We start from the raw sequence: 14867 nt of genomic DNA, 5'->3' as shown, positions 1-14867 counted from the left end.
GCTTCTATTCCCTCTCCCCGGTTTTACCGGGGAGAGGGTTAGGGTGAGGGGGAAGCTCTTGCTTCGGCTTTTCCGAATAGCGCGCGGAGAAAGCGCGTAACCTTTCCATGAGTTCGCGGGCGCAGCATTGCCGCACGATCACGTTGGCAGAAACGGATGCGGTCGCTGCAACAATCCACGCCAACCGCGATAACCCAGCCAGCACAACATGCTGGCGAGCAACAGCCAAAGCAGGCCGAGCGGAAGCAGCGCTAGCGCGTCGGCACCCCATGGATGTTTGTCCATGCCGAGCAGTACTGGCGGCAAAAGGGGAGGGACGCTGAGGGCCAACACGAGCAGTACCAGCAGCACCTGCACACCCCGCACCGCCTGCGGGTGGCCGCTGAGGAGGCACAAGGTAGAGGCGATGAGTACACCGGAAACGAGGCACTGCGCCATCACGATCAACAGCATGCTGGTGCCGCTGTAGTGCAGGGCGAGCGCCGCGACCAGCATCAACAGCAGCAATACGGCCTGGCAAAACAACGGCGGCAGCAAGGTAGCCAGCAGCAAGCTATGGCGCAAATTGCGGCTGCCGTTGAGGTTCGGCAGCAAGGCCAGCAGCGGCAACTCCGCATTCATGCGCATCCATCGCTGGCGCAGCAGGGTAGTTGCCACCAACGTAATCATCATGCCACCGATTGCGCCGAACCAATCGACGTACATCGTCGCGGCATCGTGCGACGGATGAGTCGGATAACGGCGGTGGCCGTCGTAATGCAGCACGAGGGCTCCGAGTACCACGCACGCGCTTATGATCAGCAAGCGGGACAGCGCCTGCAGCCAGCCGATCGCGGAAAGCGGTGTAAACAAGCCGCCGAGCATCATCCGCAGACTGTTGACCGGATGATCGGGGCCGAGTCGGCGCATGCCAGGTTGCGGCTGCAGCCATAGCCAGTCCGGGCGCCACGGGATAGGCCACGGTCGCCCTTGCGCGGCATGATCAGCAACGCCAGCATGGAGGTTCCGCTGAGCGCTCATGCGGCCATATTGGACATGCAGTGCCAACGGCATGTTGAAACCGCGACGGTATGGATTCTCCAGGCGCAACTGCTCGCGCCAGCAGCGACTCAAGACCACCAGCAACACCAACACGACCAACCACGCCGCGCTGGTGAAATGGGGGTCGTGCAATCCAGGCAAGTGCAGTTGACGCCAGAACGAATGAAGCAAGGTTGGTGAAATGCAAGCCACGATGGCGAGCGAGCGCGGCAGCAGCATGTACGCGGAGCCTGCCGAGGCGGCCAGTGCAAGCAGAACCATCAGAATGCCGGCATCGCCGCCACACAGACCCAAGACGATGGCTGGCAGCGCGATGGTCATCAATGCCAGCAGCAGCAAGCCAGCGACGATTCCACGCTGGATGCCGGGCAGCCGCAATTGTCGTGCGTCAATCGCCAGCGACAGTGCTTTCGATGCGAACAGTACCCACCAGAAGCCAGTGGCGAGGCCGAGCATCAGCGCGATCGGGAACACTTGCTCGGCAGCAGGCAGGTCGTGACTCACGATGATCGCCAGCCCGATCATCAGCACGTAGAACATCCCGATCATCCAGCGGGTCAGCCTCGCTGTGGCGAACCACAGCGTCAGCACCGCCGTGCGCGGATTCATTCCGCGATCTCCACGAACAGATCCTCCAACCCCAGCGCGTCGAGGCGCGCGCTGGGCAGGCCGGCGGCTTCGGGCCACTGATCGTGGGCGTCGCGCGCCACCACCAAGCTGAGGCTGCCGTCGTCGTGGCGACGCCGGCTCAGCGCCTGCGCGGGCGCGGCGAAACTCGCCTGCGGCGGCAGCCATAGCCGCGCGTAACGCTCCTTGGTTTCGTCGACAGTGCAGCGCATCAGCAGCTTGCCCTGATGCAGGAACGCGACGTCCGAAGCGACCCGTTCCAGATCCGACACGATATGGGTGGAGAACAATACCGTGGTACCTGACTCTCCCGCGCGCAGCGCGATCTCGCGCAACAGTTCGCGACGCGCGACCGGGTCGAGCGCGGCGGCTGGTTCATCCAGCACCAGCAGTTCTGGTTGCGCGGCGAGCGCGCGGATCAGTTCGACGCGCTGGCGTTCGCCCGGCGACAGTTTCGCCAGCGCCCGGTTCGGTTGAATCTGCCAGCGCTCCAGCGTGTGCTTCGCAAAGCTGCTGTCCCAGCGCGGATAGAAGCGGCCGACGAAATCGAGCATCTGCTGCGCGGTCAGCCAGCTCAGCGCTTCCGGTTGCTGCGGCACGTAAGCGATGCGTGCCTTGGTCGCATCGCCGAGCTTGAGCGCCGGTTCGCCGAACACATACGCCGAACCGGCCAACGGCTGCAGCAGCCCGAGCATTGCGCGGATCAAGGTGGACTTGCCGGCGCCGTTGCGACCGATCAGGCCGAGCACGCTGCCCGGTTGCAGGACCAGATCGATGCCGTTCAACGCGTTGCTGCCTTCATAGCAGTGGACAAGCCCGCTGGCGACCAGCGGTGCGGTGGTGGATTCCGTTTCACGAAGCATCGCGTTCATCTCTCTTCCCCCAGCAGTTTGGTCAGCCGCCGCAGTATCCGTTCGGCGGGCAGTTCGAGTTCGTTGGCGTGGCGTGCCAGCGCCTGCAGTTGCGGTTCCAGCAGGGCGAGCCGATGGCTCTCGGTTTGCGTGGCCTGGCGCGTGGTGGACACCACCATACCCTTGCCGCGCTGACGTTCCAGCAGGCCTTCGCTCTCGGCGATGCCGTAGGCGCGCGACACCGTCATCGGATTGATCGCGTGGAAGCCGGCGACGTCGCGCACCGACGGCAGCGATTCGCCAGGCGTGAGCTGCCCGCCGGCGATCAGTCGGCGCAGTTGTTCGACGATCTGCCGATAGATCGGCTCGCTGGCGGCGGGTTGTATGCTGAGCAATGATGCATCCATGTGTATCAGTACAGCAATACACATAGATGCATGTCAAGCATGACCTGTGACGGCCATAAAAACCGTCGACGCGAAGGTCGGTGGTTAAGATGCGAAGGGTTGGTGCTGGTGGTGGTCTATTCCGTCGCCGGCAGATATTTCGCGAACCAGCCCAGCGCCCTCTGCAGCACGTCGCGCTGATGCGCGGGATCGACGAAATGGTGGCCCTCGTTCGGGTACACCACCAGTGATGTGGTCGCGCCTTGCGCGCGCAACGCGTGCCACATCTCGAACGATTGTGGTGCCGGGCATTCGGCATCGCGGTCGCCGACCACGATCAGCATCGGCGTCTTCACCTGCTTGATGAAGTTGATCGCCGAGCTCTTTGCATACACCGACGGGTCGTCGTACACGCTGGCGCCGAAGAACGGCGGCATCCACTGGTCGATCAGGTTCTGGCCGTAATAGCTCTGCCAGTTCGAGATGCCGGCGCCGGCGACCACGGCGCGGAAGCGCTGGGTCTGGGTCGGCGCGAACATGCTCATGAAGCCACCGTAGCTCCAGCCAGTGAGGCCGAGCCGTTTGTCATCCACCGGCACCTTCTTCTCCACCGCGTCGACGCCGGCGAGGATGTCGCGCAGGTCGCCGTAGCCGAAGTCCTTGCGGTTGGCCTGCACGTATTTCTCGCCCTGGCCGAAGCTGCCACGCGGGTTCGGCTCGAACACGAAATAATCCAACGCGGACAGCGGCGCGGCGCCATAACCCACCCCCGGCCAGCGCGGAATCACCGCGCTCGACGGACCGCCGTGTACAACCACGACCATCGGGTAGGTCTTCTTCGGGTCGTAGTGGGCCGGGTATAGCAACCAACCCTGCACGTGGAAGCCTTCGTTGTTCCATTCCACCGATTCGGCCTTGCCCCAGGCCGGCTTGAGCGCGGCATTGAACGAAGTCACTGCGGCCGGCGCGGCATGGCCCAGCGCGCTGGCGTGCACTTCGGCAGCGCTGGCGTAGGAACTCTGCACGAACGCGATGTGCTGGTGGTCGCCGGACAACGACACTGCCATCGAGGCGCTGCCGTCATCGAAGCTGGCCGGCACGGTGAAGTGCACGTTCTGCTGCTGCGCATGGGTGGCCGAGACCGCGTAATCCGCCAACTGGCTCTGGCCGTTGCTGACCTGGCTGACCAGCATAGATTGCGGGCCGGTCCAGCTCAGCCACGACGGCGTGACGTGGATGTCCGGCGTGAGATTGGCCAGCGTGCCGCCGCTGGCTGGCACCGCATAGATATCACCGCCGGTGGCACCCTGATCGCTCATCAGGCCCCCGATGAAGGCGATCCGCGAACCATCCGGCGACCAGCGCGGCAACGCGATCTGCAGGCTGTGCAGCGAACCGCTGCTGCGGTTGGTCGGATCGACCAGCAGCGTGGCGGTAGCATCGGGTTGCGCCGGCTGCACGTAGAGCTTGGCGATCCACCAGTTGTTGTCGCCCGGTGGTTGCGCGGCGGTGTAGGCGATCCGCGTGCCGTCCGGCGACCAGTCGAATTCGTACGCGTACATGCCGGCTGGAGTCAGCTCATGCAGTGTGCCGCTGGCGACGTCGACGCTGGCCACGCGCTGCACTTCCACTCCAGTGACGCCGATTTCGCCGGCGGCAGGCTTGGCGGCTACCACCGCGCTGGCACGGCGGGTGGCGCCAGGCACGTAGAGAAAGCCGAGCGATTTGCCATCGGCCGTCCACTGCAGGGCGCGCGCATAGCCTGCGAGCTTGACCACCTGCGCGGGCGAACCGTTGCCGGCCATGTCTCCGTGACCTGCGGTATCGGCGACAAAGATGGTGTTCTGCATCGCCTTGGTGCTGGTCAGGTCGACACTGCAGTTGGAGATGAAGGCGAGGTGCTGCGAATCGGGCGCCCATGCGATGCCAGATTCGGCGCACAGGCCAGGCTTGGCGGCGGCACTGATGCGTCGCGCGTGGCTGCCGTCAGCGGCTGCCACTTCGATCGACGGCTTGCCCTCGCGTTCGATCACCCAGGCCAGCTGCTTGCCATCCGGCGATATCGCCACGGCGCCGATCTCCTGCACCTTGCCCAGCTCGGTCAGCAGCTGTTCGATGCGCGGGTCGACGCCGGGTGAGGCGGCGAACGCGCTGGGTGCCAGCGCGATGGCCAGCAACAGCAACGGGGCAGGCAGGTGCGAGCGTTTCAACATGGAGGGACTCCGGCGCAAGGAATCCGCACGCTACATCCAGAAGTTTGCACACGCCAAGTGCAGGACGGCATGCACGTCAGTCGCGCGGTGCCGGTGTGCGCTTTAGTGCGCGGGCGTCGTCGCTGCGGCCTGACGTGCCGCGGTCATCGCCGCGAGCTTTGCGCGGATCGCGGGAATCGCCGCCAGCGCGGCTCGCTCGCCTTCGAGGATCGCCTGGTTCTTCTGCTCGAAATCGGTCGGGCCGATGCCGCTGATGTTGGGTCGGATCACCACGTCGGCGCGCGCGGTTTCCTGGGTGCCCAGTTGCTGGCCCATGATCGCGATGGTCTGGCCAACGATGTTCATCATGCCTTGCGGATTGCTGCCGCTGGGCTTGGTCGAGATGTCCACCGCGATCACGAAATCGGCGCCGAGCTGGCGCGCTGCATCCACCGGTATCGGACTGACCACGCCGCCGTCGACGTAATGCTTGCCGTTGATCTCCACCGGCTCGAACACGCCGGGGATGCTGGAGGACGCGCGCACCGCCTGACCGGTGTTGCCGCGCACGAACACGGTGCGCTGGCCGGTTTCCAGCTGCGTGGCGACGGCAGCGAACGGAATCTTCAACTGCTCGATCGACTGGTGGTGCAGCAGCTGGTTGACGTAATCCTGCAGCGCGCGACCCTGCACCAGACCGCCGGAGAACAGCCGCACGTCGCGGATCTTCGTCTCGTCCAGACCGAAGGCGGTTTCCTGCAACTGGAATGCATCCATGCCGCTGGCATACAGCGCACCGACCACGCTGCCCGCGCTGGTGCCGGAAACCACGTCCGGATGGATGCCGCTGGCTTCCAGCATCTTGATCACGCCGATATGTGCGAAACCTTTCGCCGCACCACCGCCGAGCGCGAGACCGATCTTCAGCTTCACCGGTGCCGGCGGGGCCACGATCACCGGCGGCGGCACAGTGGGCTTGCTGCCGCCGAAGCAGGCACTCAGCGCGAGCGTGGCGAGTGACAGCAGGAGGTGGCGGCGGAATGGCATTGATGGGTCGCGTTGAAGAGTGATGGATGGGTGCGAGTCTATGGCCGACTCATGGCGCTAGCAGGGCGATGGATGGGCAGCATGCGTGCTTTTGCTTTGCTCCTCCCCCTGCAAGCAGGGGAGGGAGCCAATCAGCCGAGTGCGCCGTCGGCTTCCACGTGGTAATGCGTGGCCAGCTCGACTTCCTGCTTCGAACCGAGGAACACCGGCACGCGCTGGTGCAGTCCGGTCGGCTGCAGTTCCATGATGCGCTCACGCCCGGTGGTCGCGGCGCCGCCGGCCTGTTCGATGATGAAGGCCATCGGGTTCGCCTCGTACATCAGGCGCAGCTTGCCGCCCTGCTTGAGGATCTTCGCGTCCAGCGGGTAATAGAACACGCCGCCGCGGGTCACGATGCGGTGCACGTCGGCCACCATTGAGGCGACCCAGCGCATGTTGAAGTCCTTGCCGCGTGGACCGTCCTTGCCGGCCAGCAGCTCGCCGATATAACGCTGCATCGGCGCCTGCCAGTGGCGCTGGTTCGACATGTTGATGGCGAACTCGGTGGCGGTCTCGGGGATGCGGATGCCGCGCCGGCTCAGCATGAAGCTGCCGACCTCGCGTTCCAGCGTGAACTCATGCGTACCGTGGCCGAATGTGAGTACCAGCACGGTGGCTGGGCCGTACACCACATAACCTGCGGCGAGCTGGGTGGTGCCCGGCTGCATGAAGTGCTCGGCCTTCGGCTCAGTGACGTCGTCCGGGCAACGCAGCACCGAGAAGATCGTGCCGACCGAGATGTTCACGTCGATGTTCGAGCTGCCGTCCAGCGGATCGAACAACAGCAGGTGGTTGCCTTTCGGATAGCCGTCCGGAATCTGCTGCGGATCTTCCATCTCCTCCGAGGCGCAGGCGGCGAGATGACCGCCCCAGGCATTTGCCTCCAGCAGGATCTCGTTGGAGATCACGTCCAGCTTCTTCTGCGCCTCGCCCTGGATGTTCATGCTCAGCGCGTCGTCGCTGCCGGCCATGCCCAGCACGCCGCCGAGCGCGCCCTTGTTGGTGGCGACCGCGATGCGCTTGCACGCGCGCGCGACCACTTCGATCAGCAGGGAGAGTTCGGCGTTGATGTGGCCGGCGCGGCGTTCCTCGATCAGGAACTGGATCAGCGAGATGGGCTTCATGTCGGGTCCGTGGCAGAAGAATGGCGCATTGTCCCGGCTCCGGCTGAACAGCGCCAGCACGGCGCCGACCAGTGGCCCGGATTGTCATCGAGCCGACCGGTTGCTGACACTACGTTGGCAGCAGGGGATGCGCATGCTGACCCTCCACAGCGGAGGGATACGACATGCGCGATACGGTTTATTTCCTGGTGTTCGACGGTTTTGCCGACTGGCAGGCCGCGCTGGCGTTGTGCGAGATCCGTCGCCCTGGCGACTGGCGGGTGCAGACGGTGGGTTTCTCGAAGGCGCCGGTGGTGTCGATGGGCGGCCTCACCGTGCAGCCGGAACTGTCACTGGCGCAGCTTCAACTCGATGCGCAGCGTGCGGCATTGCTGATCGTGCCCGGCGGCCACTTGTGGCAGCGCGGCGAGGGCGAGCCGACGGTGGCAGCGATCCGCCAGTTGCATGCCACTGGTGCACCGGTGGACGCCATCGACAGCGGTGTACTGGCGCTGGCTCGCGCCGGTCTGCTCGATGATTGCCGACACACCGGCAACTGGCCCGGCCAGATCGCCAGTCAGGTGCCTGGCTATGCCGGCACCGAGCAGTACGACAGCGAGCTGCTCGCCGTCAGCGACGGCGGCACGATCACCGCCAGCCACCTCGGCAGCGTGGAGTTCGCCCGCGAGGTGATCCACACGCTGGATCTGTACAGCCCCAGTGACCGCGAGCATTGGTACCGGTTGTTCAAGCACGCCCAGCTGCCACCGTGGTGCGTCGGTGAAACCGTGGTGGCGGCATGAGGGCACCGACATGAACCCGCTCCTGCGCCACATCCTGATGGCCTATCGACCGCTGTACCAGCGTGGTCTGCTGATGGATGGACAGTACCGGTGGCCGGCCGTGGATGTTTCGAATGATCGGCAGGAAGCGGCAGCTGCCGCACCTGCCGCCACCCAACCCCGCCGGCGCTTGCTGCTCGCCGCACTGACAGGCCTTTATCACCGCGGCATCTTTCACCACCGGAGCAAGTCATGAACAAGACCTATCACGGCAGCTGCCATTGCGGCGCCGTACAGCTCGAAGCCGGGATCGACCTCGCGGCCGGCACCGGCCGCTGCAATTGCTCGATCTGTACCAAGACGCGGTCATGGGGCGTGATCGTGAAACCGGAGGCGTTCCGCCTGCTGATGGGAGAAGAGGCGCTGTCCGATTACCAGTTCGGCTCGAACAGCATGCATCACCTGTTCTGCCGCCATTGCGGCGTGCGTCCGTTCGGCCGCGGCCATCTGGATGTGCTCGGCGGCGACTTCTACAGCGTGAACCTCGCCTGCCTCGATGACATCGAGCCGCAGGAACTGATCGATGCGCCGCTGCACTACGCTGACGGTCGCGCCAACAACTGGCAATCGCCGCCAGCCGAGACGCGGCATCTTTGATCGTCATCTCCCTGGTCGCAATCGCGAGGAATCGCCATGAGTCCGAAAGTCACGTTCTTCCATGCCCCAAACAGTCGTTCCGGCGGCACCCGCGCGCTGCTTGAAGAACTCGGCGTGCCGTTCGACATGCATGTGCTGAACTTCAAGCAGGGCGAACAACGCCAGCCGGAATACCTCGCGATCAATCCGATGGGCAAAGTGCCGGCGATCCGTCATGGCGATGCGCTGATCACCGAGCAGCCGGCGGTGTTCCTGTATCTGGCCGATCTCTACCCCGAGGCGAAGCTGGCGCCGCCGATCGGCGACCCGTTGCGTGGTCCGTATCTGCGCTGGATGGTGTACTACGGCTCGTGCTTCGAGCCGGCCCTGGTCGACAAGTCGATGCAGCGCACGCCGGCGGCGCCCTCGACCTGTCCGTACGGCGATTTCGACACGATGTTGAAGACGCTCACCGATCAACTGGAGCAGGGGCCTTACATGCTAGGCGATACCTTCAGCGCCGCCGATGTGCTGTGGGGCACCGCGCTGAACTGGACCACGATGTTCAAGCTGGTGCCGGAGTTGCCGGTAATCCGTGTCTATATCGATCGCGTGCTCGCGCGGCCGGCGATGCAGCGCGCTGCTGCTGCGGATGCCGCGCTGGCCGCTGCGCAGGCAGTGTGATGCGATGAGGCGTGACGTTCGGCGCTGTTCGTCGTCACGCGCCTCGGCGATGATGCGCGGATGCGTCGTGCCGATCGCCTGTTCCTCATCATCAACGCCCTGCGTGGGCGCCGCACAGCCTTGCGCGCGCGTCAGCTCGCCGAGACGCTTGGCGTCTCGCTGCGCACGGTCTATCGCGACGTCGCTGATCTGCAACTCTCCGGCGTACCGATCGAGGGCGAGGCGGGCGTCGGTTATGTGTTGCGCAAGGGTTCGGACATCCCGCCGCTGATGTTCACCGCTGACGAGCTCGAATCGCTGGTGGTCGGCACCCGCTTCGTGCGCGCCTTCGCCGGCGCCAAACTGGCCGAGGGCGCGCAGACCGCGCTGATGAAGATCGAGGCCGTGCTGCCACCGGAGCTGCGCGAGCGCTCGGCGCGCACGCGCATCTACGCACCGATCTGGCGCGACGAGCACAAGCTGGCATTCGCGGCACGGATCGACCGGCTGCACGCGGCGATCGAGGCGCGCCAGGTATTGCAGCTGGCCTATCGCGACGAGGCGGGCAGCGTCAGCACGCGCGAAGTCGAGCCGTTGTGCCTGGCGTTCTGGGGTGGCAAGTGGACGCTCGGCACGTGGTGTCGGCTGCGCCTGGATTTCCGCAACTTCCGTCCTGATCGCATCGATGAATTCGCCGAGACCGGCGAGCTATTCGACGAAGCGGACGGCCGCAATCTGGACGCCTATCTGCTGGCGATGCGCGGCTACTACGCCGGCATGGAGTAGTCGGGCGCCGCAGGAAATTGCGCGCAACAGATGGCCCCACCGATGCTTCGGCTCGGGTACGCTCGGCAGCACCGCGTCGGTCCGAAGGAGTCGTGCAATGTCGTCAGGCCTGCATCACCCGTTGTTGTCGATTGCTCCGGCCAAGCTGCGGCCGACCCAGCTGACCGTGGGCAAGGCCGAGGTGGCGGCCAAGCGCGCGGAGTGGGAAATACTCGGCCGCAAGAAGCGCAAGGAACTCCTCGAGTCGCACTGGTTTCCCGGCGTGCTGGGACCGAAGCAGCGCGTCTATATCGTCGACCATCATCACCTTGGCCTCGCACTGTTGGAGGAAGGTGTGAAGAGCGTGCCGGTGATGATCCAGCGCGACTTCTCCTGGCTGGAGCCGGAGGTGTTCTGGCGCACCATGGAATTCAGCCGCTGGGCGCATCCGTATGACCAGCATGGCACCCGCACCGACTACGCGGCGATCCCGGCCAGCCTCGGTGACTTGGCCGATGACCCCTACCGCACGCTGGCCGCGCGCATGCGTGTGGCCGGTGGCTGCGCCAAGGACGCCACGCCGTACGCGGAATTCCTGTGGGCGGATTTCTACCGCCGCCGGCTGAAACTGCCGAATGGCAAGATCAGTGCGAAGGTATTGCAGGAAGCCGTGTTGCTGGCGCACAGCCATGAGACGGCATATCTGCCGGGCTGGAGCGGGACGATCGAATGAGCGCACGCCCGGCCGCTGCCGTCACGCCGGATTTCACGCCTGGCGCCGATGTGCTGGCCGGGTTGTCGATTGCCGGCCTGCTGCTGCCCGAGGCGGTGGCGTACTCGGGCATTGCCGGGCTGCCGCCGCAGGCCGGTGTGATCGCACTGCTGGTCGGGCTGGTCTGCTACGGCCTGCTCGGTCGCAGCCGTTACGCAATCGTCTCGGCCACGTCGTCCTCGGCGGCGGTGCTGGCGGCCGGAACACTCGCTCTGGCCGGTCCAGCGGGGGCGGCACGTGCGCTGGTGGCGGCGACCCTGGTGCTGCTCACCGGTGGCTGTTTCCTGATCGCCGGGTTCGCGCGTCTGGGCGGTTTGTCGCATCTGATCGCGCGGCCGGTGCTGCGCGGCTTCACCTTCGGCCTGGCCTGCGTGATCGCGTTGAAGCAGTTGCCGAACCTGTTCGGCTTGCCGGGCCTGCACGGCGATTTCGTGCCGCTGTTGCTGATGACCCTGCTCAAATCCATCGGCCAGATCCAGCCGGCCACGATGGGCGCCGGTGTCATCGCCTTGTTGCTGCTGTTCCTGTGCGAACGGGTGCGTCGCCTGCCCGGCAGCCTGCTGGTGATCGTGCTGGGCGTGGCCGCCTCCGGCTGGCTGGCGCAGCACGGCGTGACCCTGACCGGTGCGATCAATCTGGTCCCGGACTGGTCATTGCCGGTGTGGCCCACCAGCAATCAGTGGCTGCCCAGCATCGAACTGGCGGCGGCCCTGCTGCTGGTGCTGTACGCGGAGTCATACGGTGCGATCCGCGCATTTGCGCTGAAGCATGGCGATTCGGTCAATCCGAACCGCGACCTGCTGGTGCTCGGCGTGGCGAACGCATTGTCAGGCCTGTTGCACGGCATGCCGCTCGGCGCGGGCTATTCCGGTACCTCGGCGAACGAAGCGGCCGGTGCACGTTCGCGGCTGGCCGGGCTGGTCGCTGCCGGCAGCGTGTTGCTGATGGTGTTGCTGCTGTTGCGCTGGATCGAGCGCATTCCCGAGCCGGTGCTGGCGGCGATCGTGATCCACGCGGTAAGCAAGTCGTGGCGGCTGGCGGTATTCAAGCCCTACCTGCAATGGAAGCGTGACCGGCTGGTGGCGCTGGCCGCAGTACTCGCGGTGCTTGCGCTGGGCATCCTCAACGGCCTGCTGGTGGCGATCGCGTTCAGCCTGGTGATGTTGCTGCGTCAGCTCGCCACGCCACGCCTCAGCGTACTCGGCCAGCTTCCCGGCAGTCATGATTTCGTCGACATCGCGGAACATCCGAGTGCGCATGAGCAGGCCGGCATGCTGATTCTGCGACCGGAGGAGCCGCTGTTTTTCGCCAACGCGGAATCGATGTTGGCGCTGGCACGTCAACGGGTCGACGAACATGCGGGAGCCCGCGTGGTGGTGCTGAGTCTGGAGGAGTCTTCCGACCTGGACAGCACCGCACTGGAGGCGCTCGCGGATTTCGCGACGTGGCTGAGCGCGCGTGACATCATGCTGCGCGTGGCGCGCCTGAAGGATGCCGTGCGCGGGCTGTTGCTGCGGGCTGCACTGCCCCAGCTTCCGCCACAGGCGCTCGACTTCTGGAGCGTGGAAGATGCGGCCTTGGCGGCTGTACCCGCGCCGCAACCAACAGGGAAACTTCCGCAGTGAAGATCATCACGGGCATGCCATGGCTGCTGCTGGGCGCCGCACTCCTGACCACGCCGGCATGGGCCGCGCCGGACAGCAATGCGCGTTTCAAGCAGATCTACAGCAGCGAGTGGGCCTGGCGCACCGGCCAGGCCGGGGTCAGCGCATCGGGCGAATCGCAGCCGAACAACGGCCGTCTCGACCAGGTCGGCGCGGCCAGCCAGCAGCAGCGGCTGGACTACTGGCAAGGCGTGCTCAAGCAGCTAGACGGCATCGACGCGACGAAATTGTCGCCCGAGAACCAGATCAACTATGCGATCTATCGCGAACAGATCGGCAACTTCGTCGCCGACCAGACATTCAAGAATTGGCAGATGCCGTTCAACAGCGACTCGGCGTTCTGGTCGGACATCGGCTACGAGCTCGGCGGCGACCGTTTGCGCACCGCCGATGACTATAAAAGTTACCTCGATCGACTCGGCCAGATTCCGGCCTATATCGATCAGCAGATCGCCAACATGCAGCTCGGCCTGCAGCGCGGTTTCAGCGTGCCGCGCGAGGTGCTCAAGGGCCGCGACGTGTCGATTGCCGCGGTGGCCGAGCTGAAGGATCCGACCCTGAGCAGTTTCTACGCGCCGTTCAAGCGGCTGCCGGCGTCGATCCCGGCCGATCAGGCGCAGGCGCTGCAGGGTCGCGCCTTGCAGCGTGTTCGCGACGAGGTGATCCCGGCCTACGCGAAACTGCTGGCCTTTTTCCGCAACGACTACGTGCCGCAGGCACGCACCACGCTGGCCGCCGAGGCGTTGCCGGACGGCAAGGCGTTCTATCGCCAGCAGATCCACGAATACACCACGCTGGACCTGAGCCCCGATGCAATCCACCAGATCGGTCTCGACGAGGTGGCGAAGATCCACGCACAGATGCTCGAGGTGATGAAGGACAGCGGCTTCAAGGGCAGCTTTGCGGAGTTCCTGCAGTTCCTGCGCAGCGACCCGCAGTTCTACGCGAAGACGCCGGACGAGCTGCTGATGCGCAGTGCCTGGGTGGCCAAGCAAGTGGACGGCCAGATGGCCAGATACTTCGGCCACCTGCCGCGCGAGCGTTTCAGCATCCAGCCGGTGCCGGCGGATATCGCGCCGTACTACACCTCCGGTCGCGGCGGTCCGGACGTCTATCTGGTCAACACCTATGACCTGCCGTCGCGGCCGCTGTACAACATGCCGGCACTGACCCTGCACGAATCCTATCCGGGACATGCGCTGCAGCTGGAGCTGGCCGACGAGCAGCATGGCCAGCCGGAATTCCGCCGCAACAGCTACATCTCCGCCTACGGCGAAGGCTGGGGTCTGTACTCGGAATACCTCGGCAACGAGATGGGCATCTACCAGACGCCGTACCAGCACTTCGGCTACCTCACCTACCAGATGTGGCGCGCCTGCCGGCTGGTGGTCGACACCGGTATCCACCATCTCGGCTGGACGCGCCAGCAGGGCATCGATTACCTCACCGTCAATACCGCGTTGTCCGCGCGCGAGATCGCCAACGAAGTCGATCGCTATATCAGCTGGCCCGGTCAGGCGCTGTCGTACGAACTCGGCTACCTGAAAATCCTGGAGCTGCGTGCCAAGGCAGAAAAGGCGCTGGGCGCGAAGTTCGACCTGCGCCACTTCCACGACACCGTGCTGTCGACCGGCTCGGTGCCGTTACCGGTGCTGCAACAGCGTATCGACCGTTTCATCGTCGACGGTGGCCCGGAACCGGATTTCGGTTGCGATTGCGCGAAAGATGGCAAGGCCAAGCCTGCGACACCTTGAAGTCGGCTTGATCAATAATTGACCACACTTCTCTTGTGGAGTAAATTGAAGTTCAACTTCACAAGGAGAGTTTCGCATGCTGGCCCAGCCACTGCCCGAAACCGCTCCCGCCGGCGAGCTCGGTGGTCCGGCGTTGCGCGCCTTCTTCCGTCTTGCCGAGCATTGGAAGCTGCGTATTGCCGATCAGCGCAAGCTGCTCGGTGACCCGCCGGAATCGACGTTCTACAAGTGGAAGCGCCAGCAGGATGGCGCGCCAAGCCGTGACACGATCGAGCGGATCAGCTACCTGCTTGGCATCTGGAAGTCGCTGCAGATCCTGTTTCCCGATCCGGCACAGGCCGACGTGTGGTTGAACAAGCCGAACCAGGCGTCGCTGTTCGGCGGCCATTCCGCGCTCGAGCGCATGCTGTCGGGCAACGTCGCCGATCTGTATGTGGTTCGCCAGTATCTGGACGCGCAACGCGGCTGAGTGAAGTGTGCGCAGGGTCGCGGCCGGCGAGACGGGCGCGCGACATGCTTTGCTCCTCCCCCTGCAGGCAGGGGAG

General features: G+C 65.0%; 15 protein-coding genes. 9 read left to right on the top strand and 6 right to left on the bottom strand.

The features are described 5' to 3' along the window. Positions 1-138: 138 nt before the first annotated feature. From IE071_RS13030 to IE071_RS13005, 6 genes are all read right to left on the bottom strand, one after another. Positions 139-1650, bottom strand: coding sequence for a hypothetical protein (locus tag IE071_RS13030; protein WP_189441612.1), 1512 nt, complete (start codon positions 1648-1650; stop codon positions 139-141). Further along, positions 1647-2540: an ABC transporter ATP-binding protein gene (locus tag IE071_RS13025; RefSeq protein WP_189441610.1), complete on the bottom strand. Its 894-nt coding sequence runs from the start codon at positions 2538-2540 to the stop codon at positions 1647-1649. Before IE071_RS13025 ends, IE071_RS13030 begins: the two co-directional genes overlap by 4 nt. Further along, complete coding sequence (locus IE071_RS13020) at positions 2537-2926, bottom strand: GntR family transcriptional regulator (RefSeq protein WP_189441608.1); 390 nt, start codon at positions 2924-2926, stop codon at positions 2537-2539. Before IE071_RS13020 ends, IE071_RS13025 begins: the two co-directional genes overlap by 4 nt. Before the next feature lie 116 nt (positions 2927-3042). Then, entirely contained in the window at positions 3043-5118 is a 2076-nt protein-coding gene (locus IE071_RS13015; protein ID WP_189441606.1) for a S9 family peptidase, read from the bottom strand. 102 nt (positions 5119-5220) lie between these two features. Further along, the gene (locus IE071_RS13010) at positions 5221-6144 is read right to left on the bottom strand and encodes a patatin-like phospholipase family protein (protein ID WP_189441605.1); all 924 of its coding nucleotides are present in this window, start codon (positions 6142-6144) and stop codon (positions 5221-5223) included. Positions 6145-6275: 131 nt separating this feature from the next. Next, entirely contained in the window at positions 6276-7307 is a 1032-nt protein-coding gene (locus IE071_RS13005) for a class 1 fructose-bisphosphatase (RefSeq protein ID WP_189441603.1), read from the bottom strand. A gap of 164 nt (positions 7308-7471) precedes the next feature. On the opposite strand from IE071_RS13005, the gene IE071_RS13000 reads away from it, so the two are divergent. The 9 genes from IE071_RS13000 (at position 7472) to IE071_RS12960 (ending at position 14791) form a co-directional block, all read left to right on the top strand. Further along, the gene (locus IE071_RS13000) at positions 7472-8089 is read left to right on the top strand and encodes a DJ-1/PfpI family protein (RefSeq protein WP_189441601.1); all 618 of its coding nucleotides are present in this window, start codon (positions 7472-7474) and stop codon (positions 8087-8089) included. 10 nt (positions 8090-8099) lie between these two features. After that, positions 8100-8324, top strand: a complete 225-nt coding sequence (locus tag IE071_RS12995; protein ID WP_189441598.1) for a hypothetical protein — start codon at positions 8100-8102, stop codon at positions 8322-8324. Next, positions 8321-8725 carry a GFA family protein gene (locus IE071_RS12990; RefSeq protein ID WP_189441597.1) on the top strand — a complete coding sequence of 135 codons (405 nt, stop codon included), beginning with the start codon at positions 8321-8323 and terminating at the stop codon, positions 8723-8725. The genes IE071_RS12995 and IE071_RS12990 overlap by 4 nt, the downstream gene beginning before the upstream one ends. A gap of 36 nt (positions 8726-8761) precedes the next feature. After that, a complete protein-coding gene (locus IE071_RS12985) occupies positions 8762-9388 on the top strand; it encodes a glutathione S-transferase family protein (RefSeq protein WP_189441595.1) in 627 nt (208 codons plus the stop codon). A 60-nt stretch (positions 9389-9448) separates the two neighbouring features. Further along, complete coding sequence (locus IE071_RS12980; RefSeq protein WP_189441593.1) at positions 9449-10153, top strand: helix-turn-helix transcriptional regulator; 705 nt, start codon at positions 9449-9451, stop codon at positions 10151-10153. A gap of 97 nt (positions 10154-10250) precedes the next feature. Next, a complete protein-coding gene (locus tag IE071_RS12975; protein ID WP_189441592.1) occupies positions 10251-10865 on the top strand; it encodes a ParB-like protein in 615 nt (204 codons plus the stop codon). Further along, positions 10862-12529, top strand: a complete 1668-nt coding sequence (locus IE071_RS12970) for a SulP family inorganic anion transporter (protein WP_189441590.1) — start codon at positions 10862-10864, stop codon at positions 12527-12529. The genes IE071_RS12975 and IE071_RS12970 overlap by 4 nt, the downstream gene beginning before the upstream one ends. A 14-nt stretch (positions 12530-12543) precedes the next feature. Beyond that, entirely contained in the window at positions 12544-14322 is a 1779-nt protein-coding gene (locus IE071_RS12965) for a DUF885 domain-containing protein (protein ID WP_189441852.1), read from the top strand. Between the two features lie 76 nt (positions 14323-14398). Beyond that, entirely contained in the window at positions 14399-14791 is a 393-nt protein-coding gene (locus IE071_RS12960) for an MbcA/ParS/Xre antitoxin family protein (protein ID WP_189441589.1), read from the top strand. Positions 14792-14867 lie beyond the last annotated feature (76 nt).

This window comes from Rhodanobacter panaciterrae (assembly GCF_014651895.1).
GTDB lineage: Bacteria > Pseudomonadota > Gammaproteobacteria > Xanthomonadales > Rhodanobacteraceae > Rhodanobacter > Rhodanobacter panaciterrae.
The sequence above is the reverse complement of the archived record's forward strand: the minus strand, read 5'-3'. Positions and strand labels throughout refer to the sequence as shown.

Coding starts and splice junctions, on each gene's coding strand:
- IE071_RS13005 (WP_189441603.1), bottom strand. CDS start 7,307: ATGAAGCCCATCTCGCTGATCCAGTTCCTGATCGAGGAACGCCGCGCC.
- IE071_RS13010 (WP_189441605.1), bottom strand. CDS start 6,144: ATGCCATTCCGCCGCCACCTCCTGCTGTCACTCGCCACGCTCGCGCTG.
- IE071_RS12970 (WP_189441590.1), top strand. CDS start 10,862: ATGAGCGCACGCCCGGCCGCTGCCGTCACGCCGGATTTCACGCCTGGC.
- IE071_RS12985 (WP_189441595.1), top strand. CDS start 8,762: ATGAGTCCGAAAGTCACGTTCTTCCATGCCCCAAACAGTCGTTCCGGC.
- IE071_RS12995 (WP_189441598.1), top strand. CDS start 8,100: ATGAACCCGCTCCTGCGCCACATCCTGATGGCCTATCGACCGCTGTAC.
- IE071_RS13020 (WP_189441608.1), bottom strand. CDS start 2,926: ATGGATGCATCATTGCTCAGCATACAACCCGCCGCCAGCGAGCCGATC.
- IE071_RS13030 (WP_189441612.1), bottom strand. CDS start 1,650: ATGAATCCGCGCACGGCGGTGCTGACGCTGTGGTTCGCCACAGCGAGG.
- IE071_RS13025 (WP_189441610.1), bottom strand. CDS start 2,540: ATGAACGCGATGCTTCGTGAAACGGAATCCACCACCGCACCGCTGGTC.
- IE071_RS12965 (WP_189441852.1), top strand. CDS start 12,544: ATGCCATGGCTGCTGCTGGGCGCCGCACTCCTGACCACGCCGGCATGG.
- IE071_RS12975 (WP_189441592.1), top strand. CDS start 10,251: ATGTCGTCAGGCCTGCATCACCCGTTGTTGTCGATTGCTCCGGCCAAG.
- IE071_RS13000 (WP_189441601.1), top strand. CDS start 7,472: ATGCGCGATACGGTTTATTTCCTGGTGTTCGACGGTTTTGCCGACTGG.
- IE071_RS12960 (WP_189441589.1), top strand. CDS start 14,399: ATGCTGGCCCAGCCACTGCCCGAAACCGCTCCCGCCGGCGAGCTCGGT.
- IE071_RS12990 (WP_189441597.1), top strand. CDS start 8,321: ATGAACAAGACCTATCACGGCAGCTGCCATTGCGGCGCCGTACAGCTC.
- IE071_RS13015 (WP_189441606.1), bottom strand. CDS start 5,118: ATGTTGAAACGCTCGCACCTGCCTGCCCCGTTGCTGTTGCTGGCCATC.
- IE071_RS12980 (WP_189441593.1), top strand. CDS start 9,449: ATGCGTCGTGCCGATCGCCTGTTCCTCATCATCAACGCCCTGCGTGGG.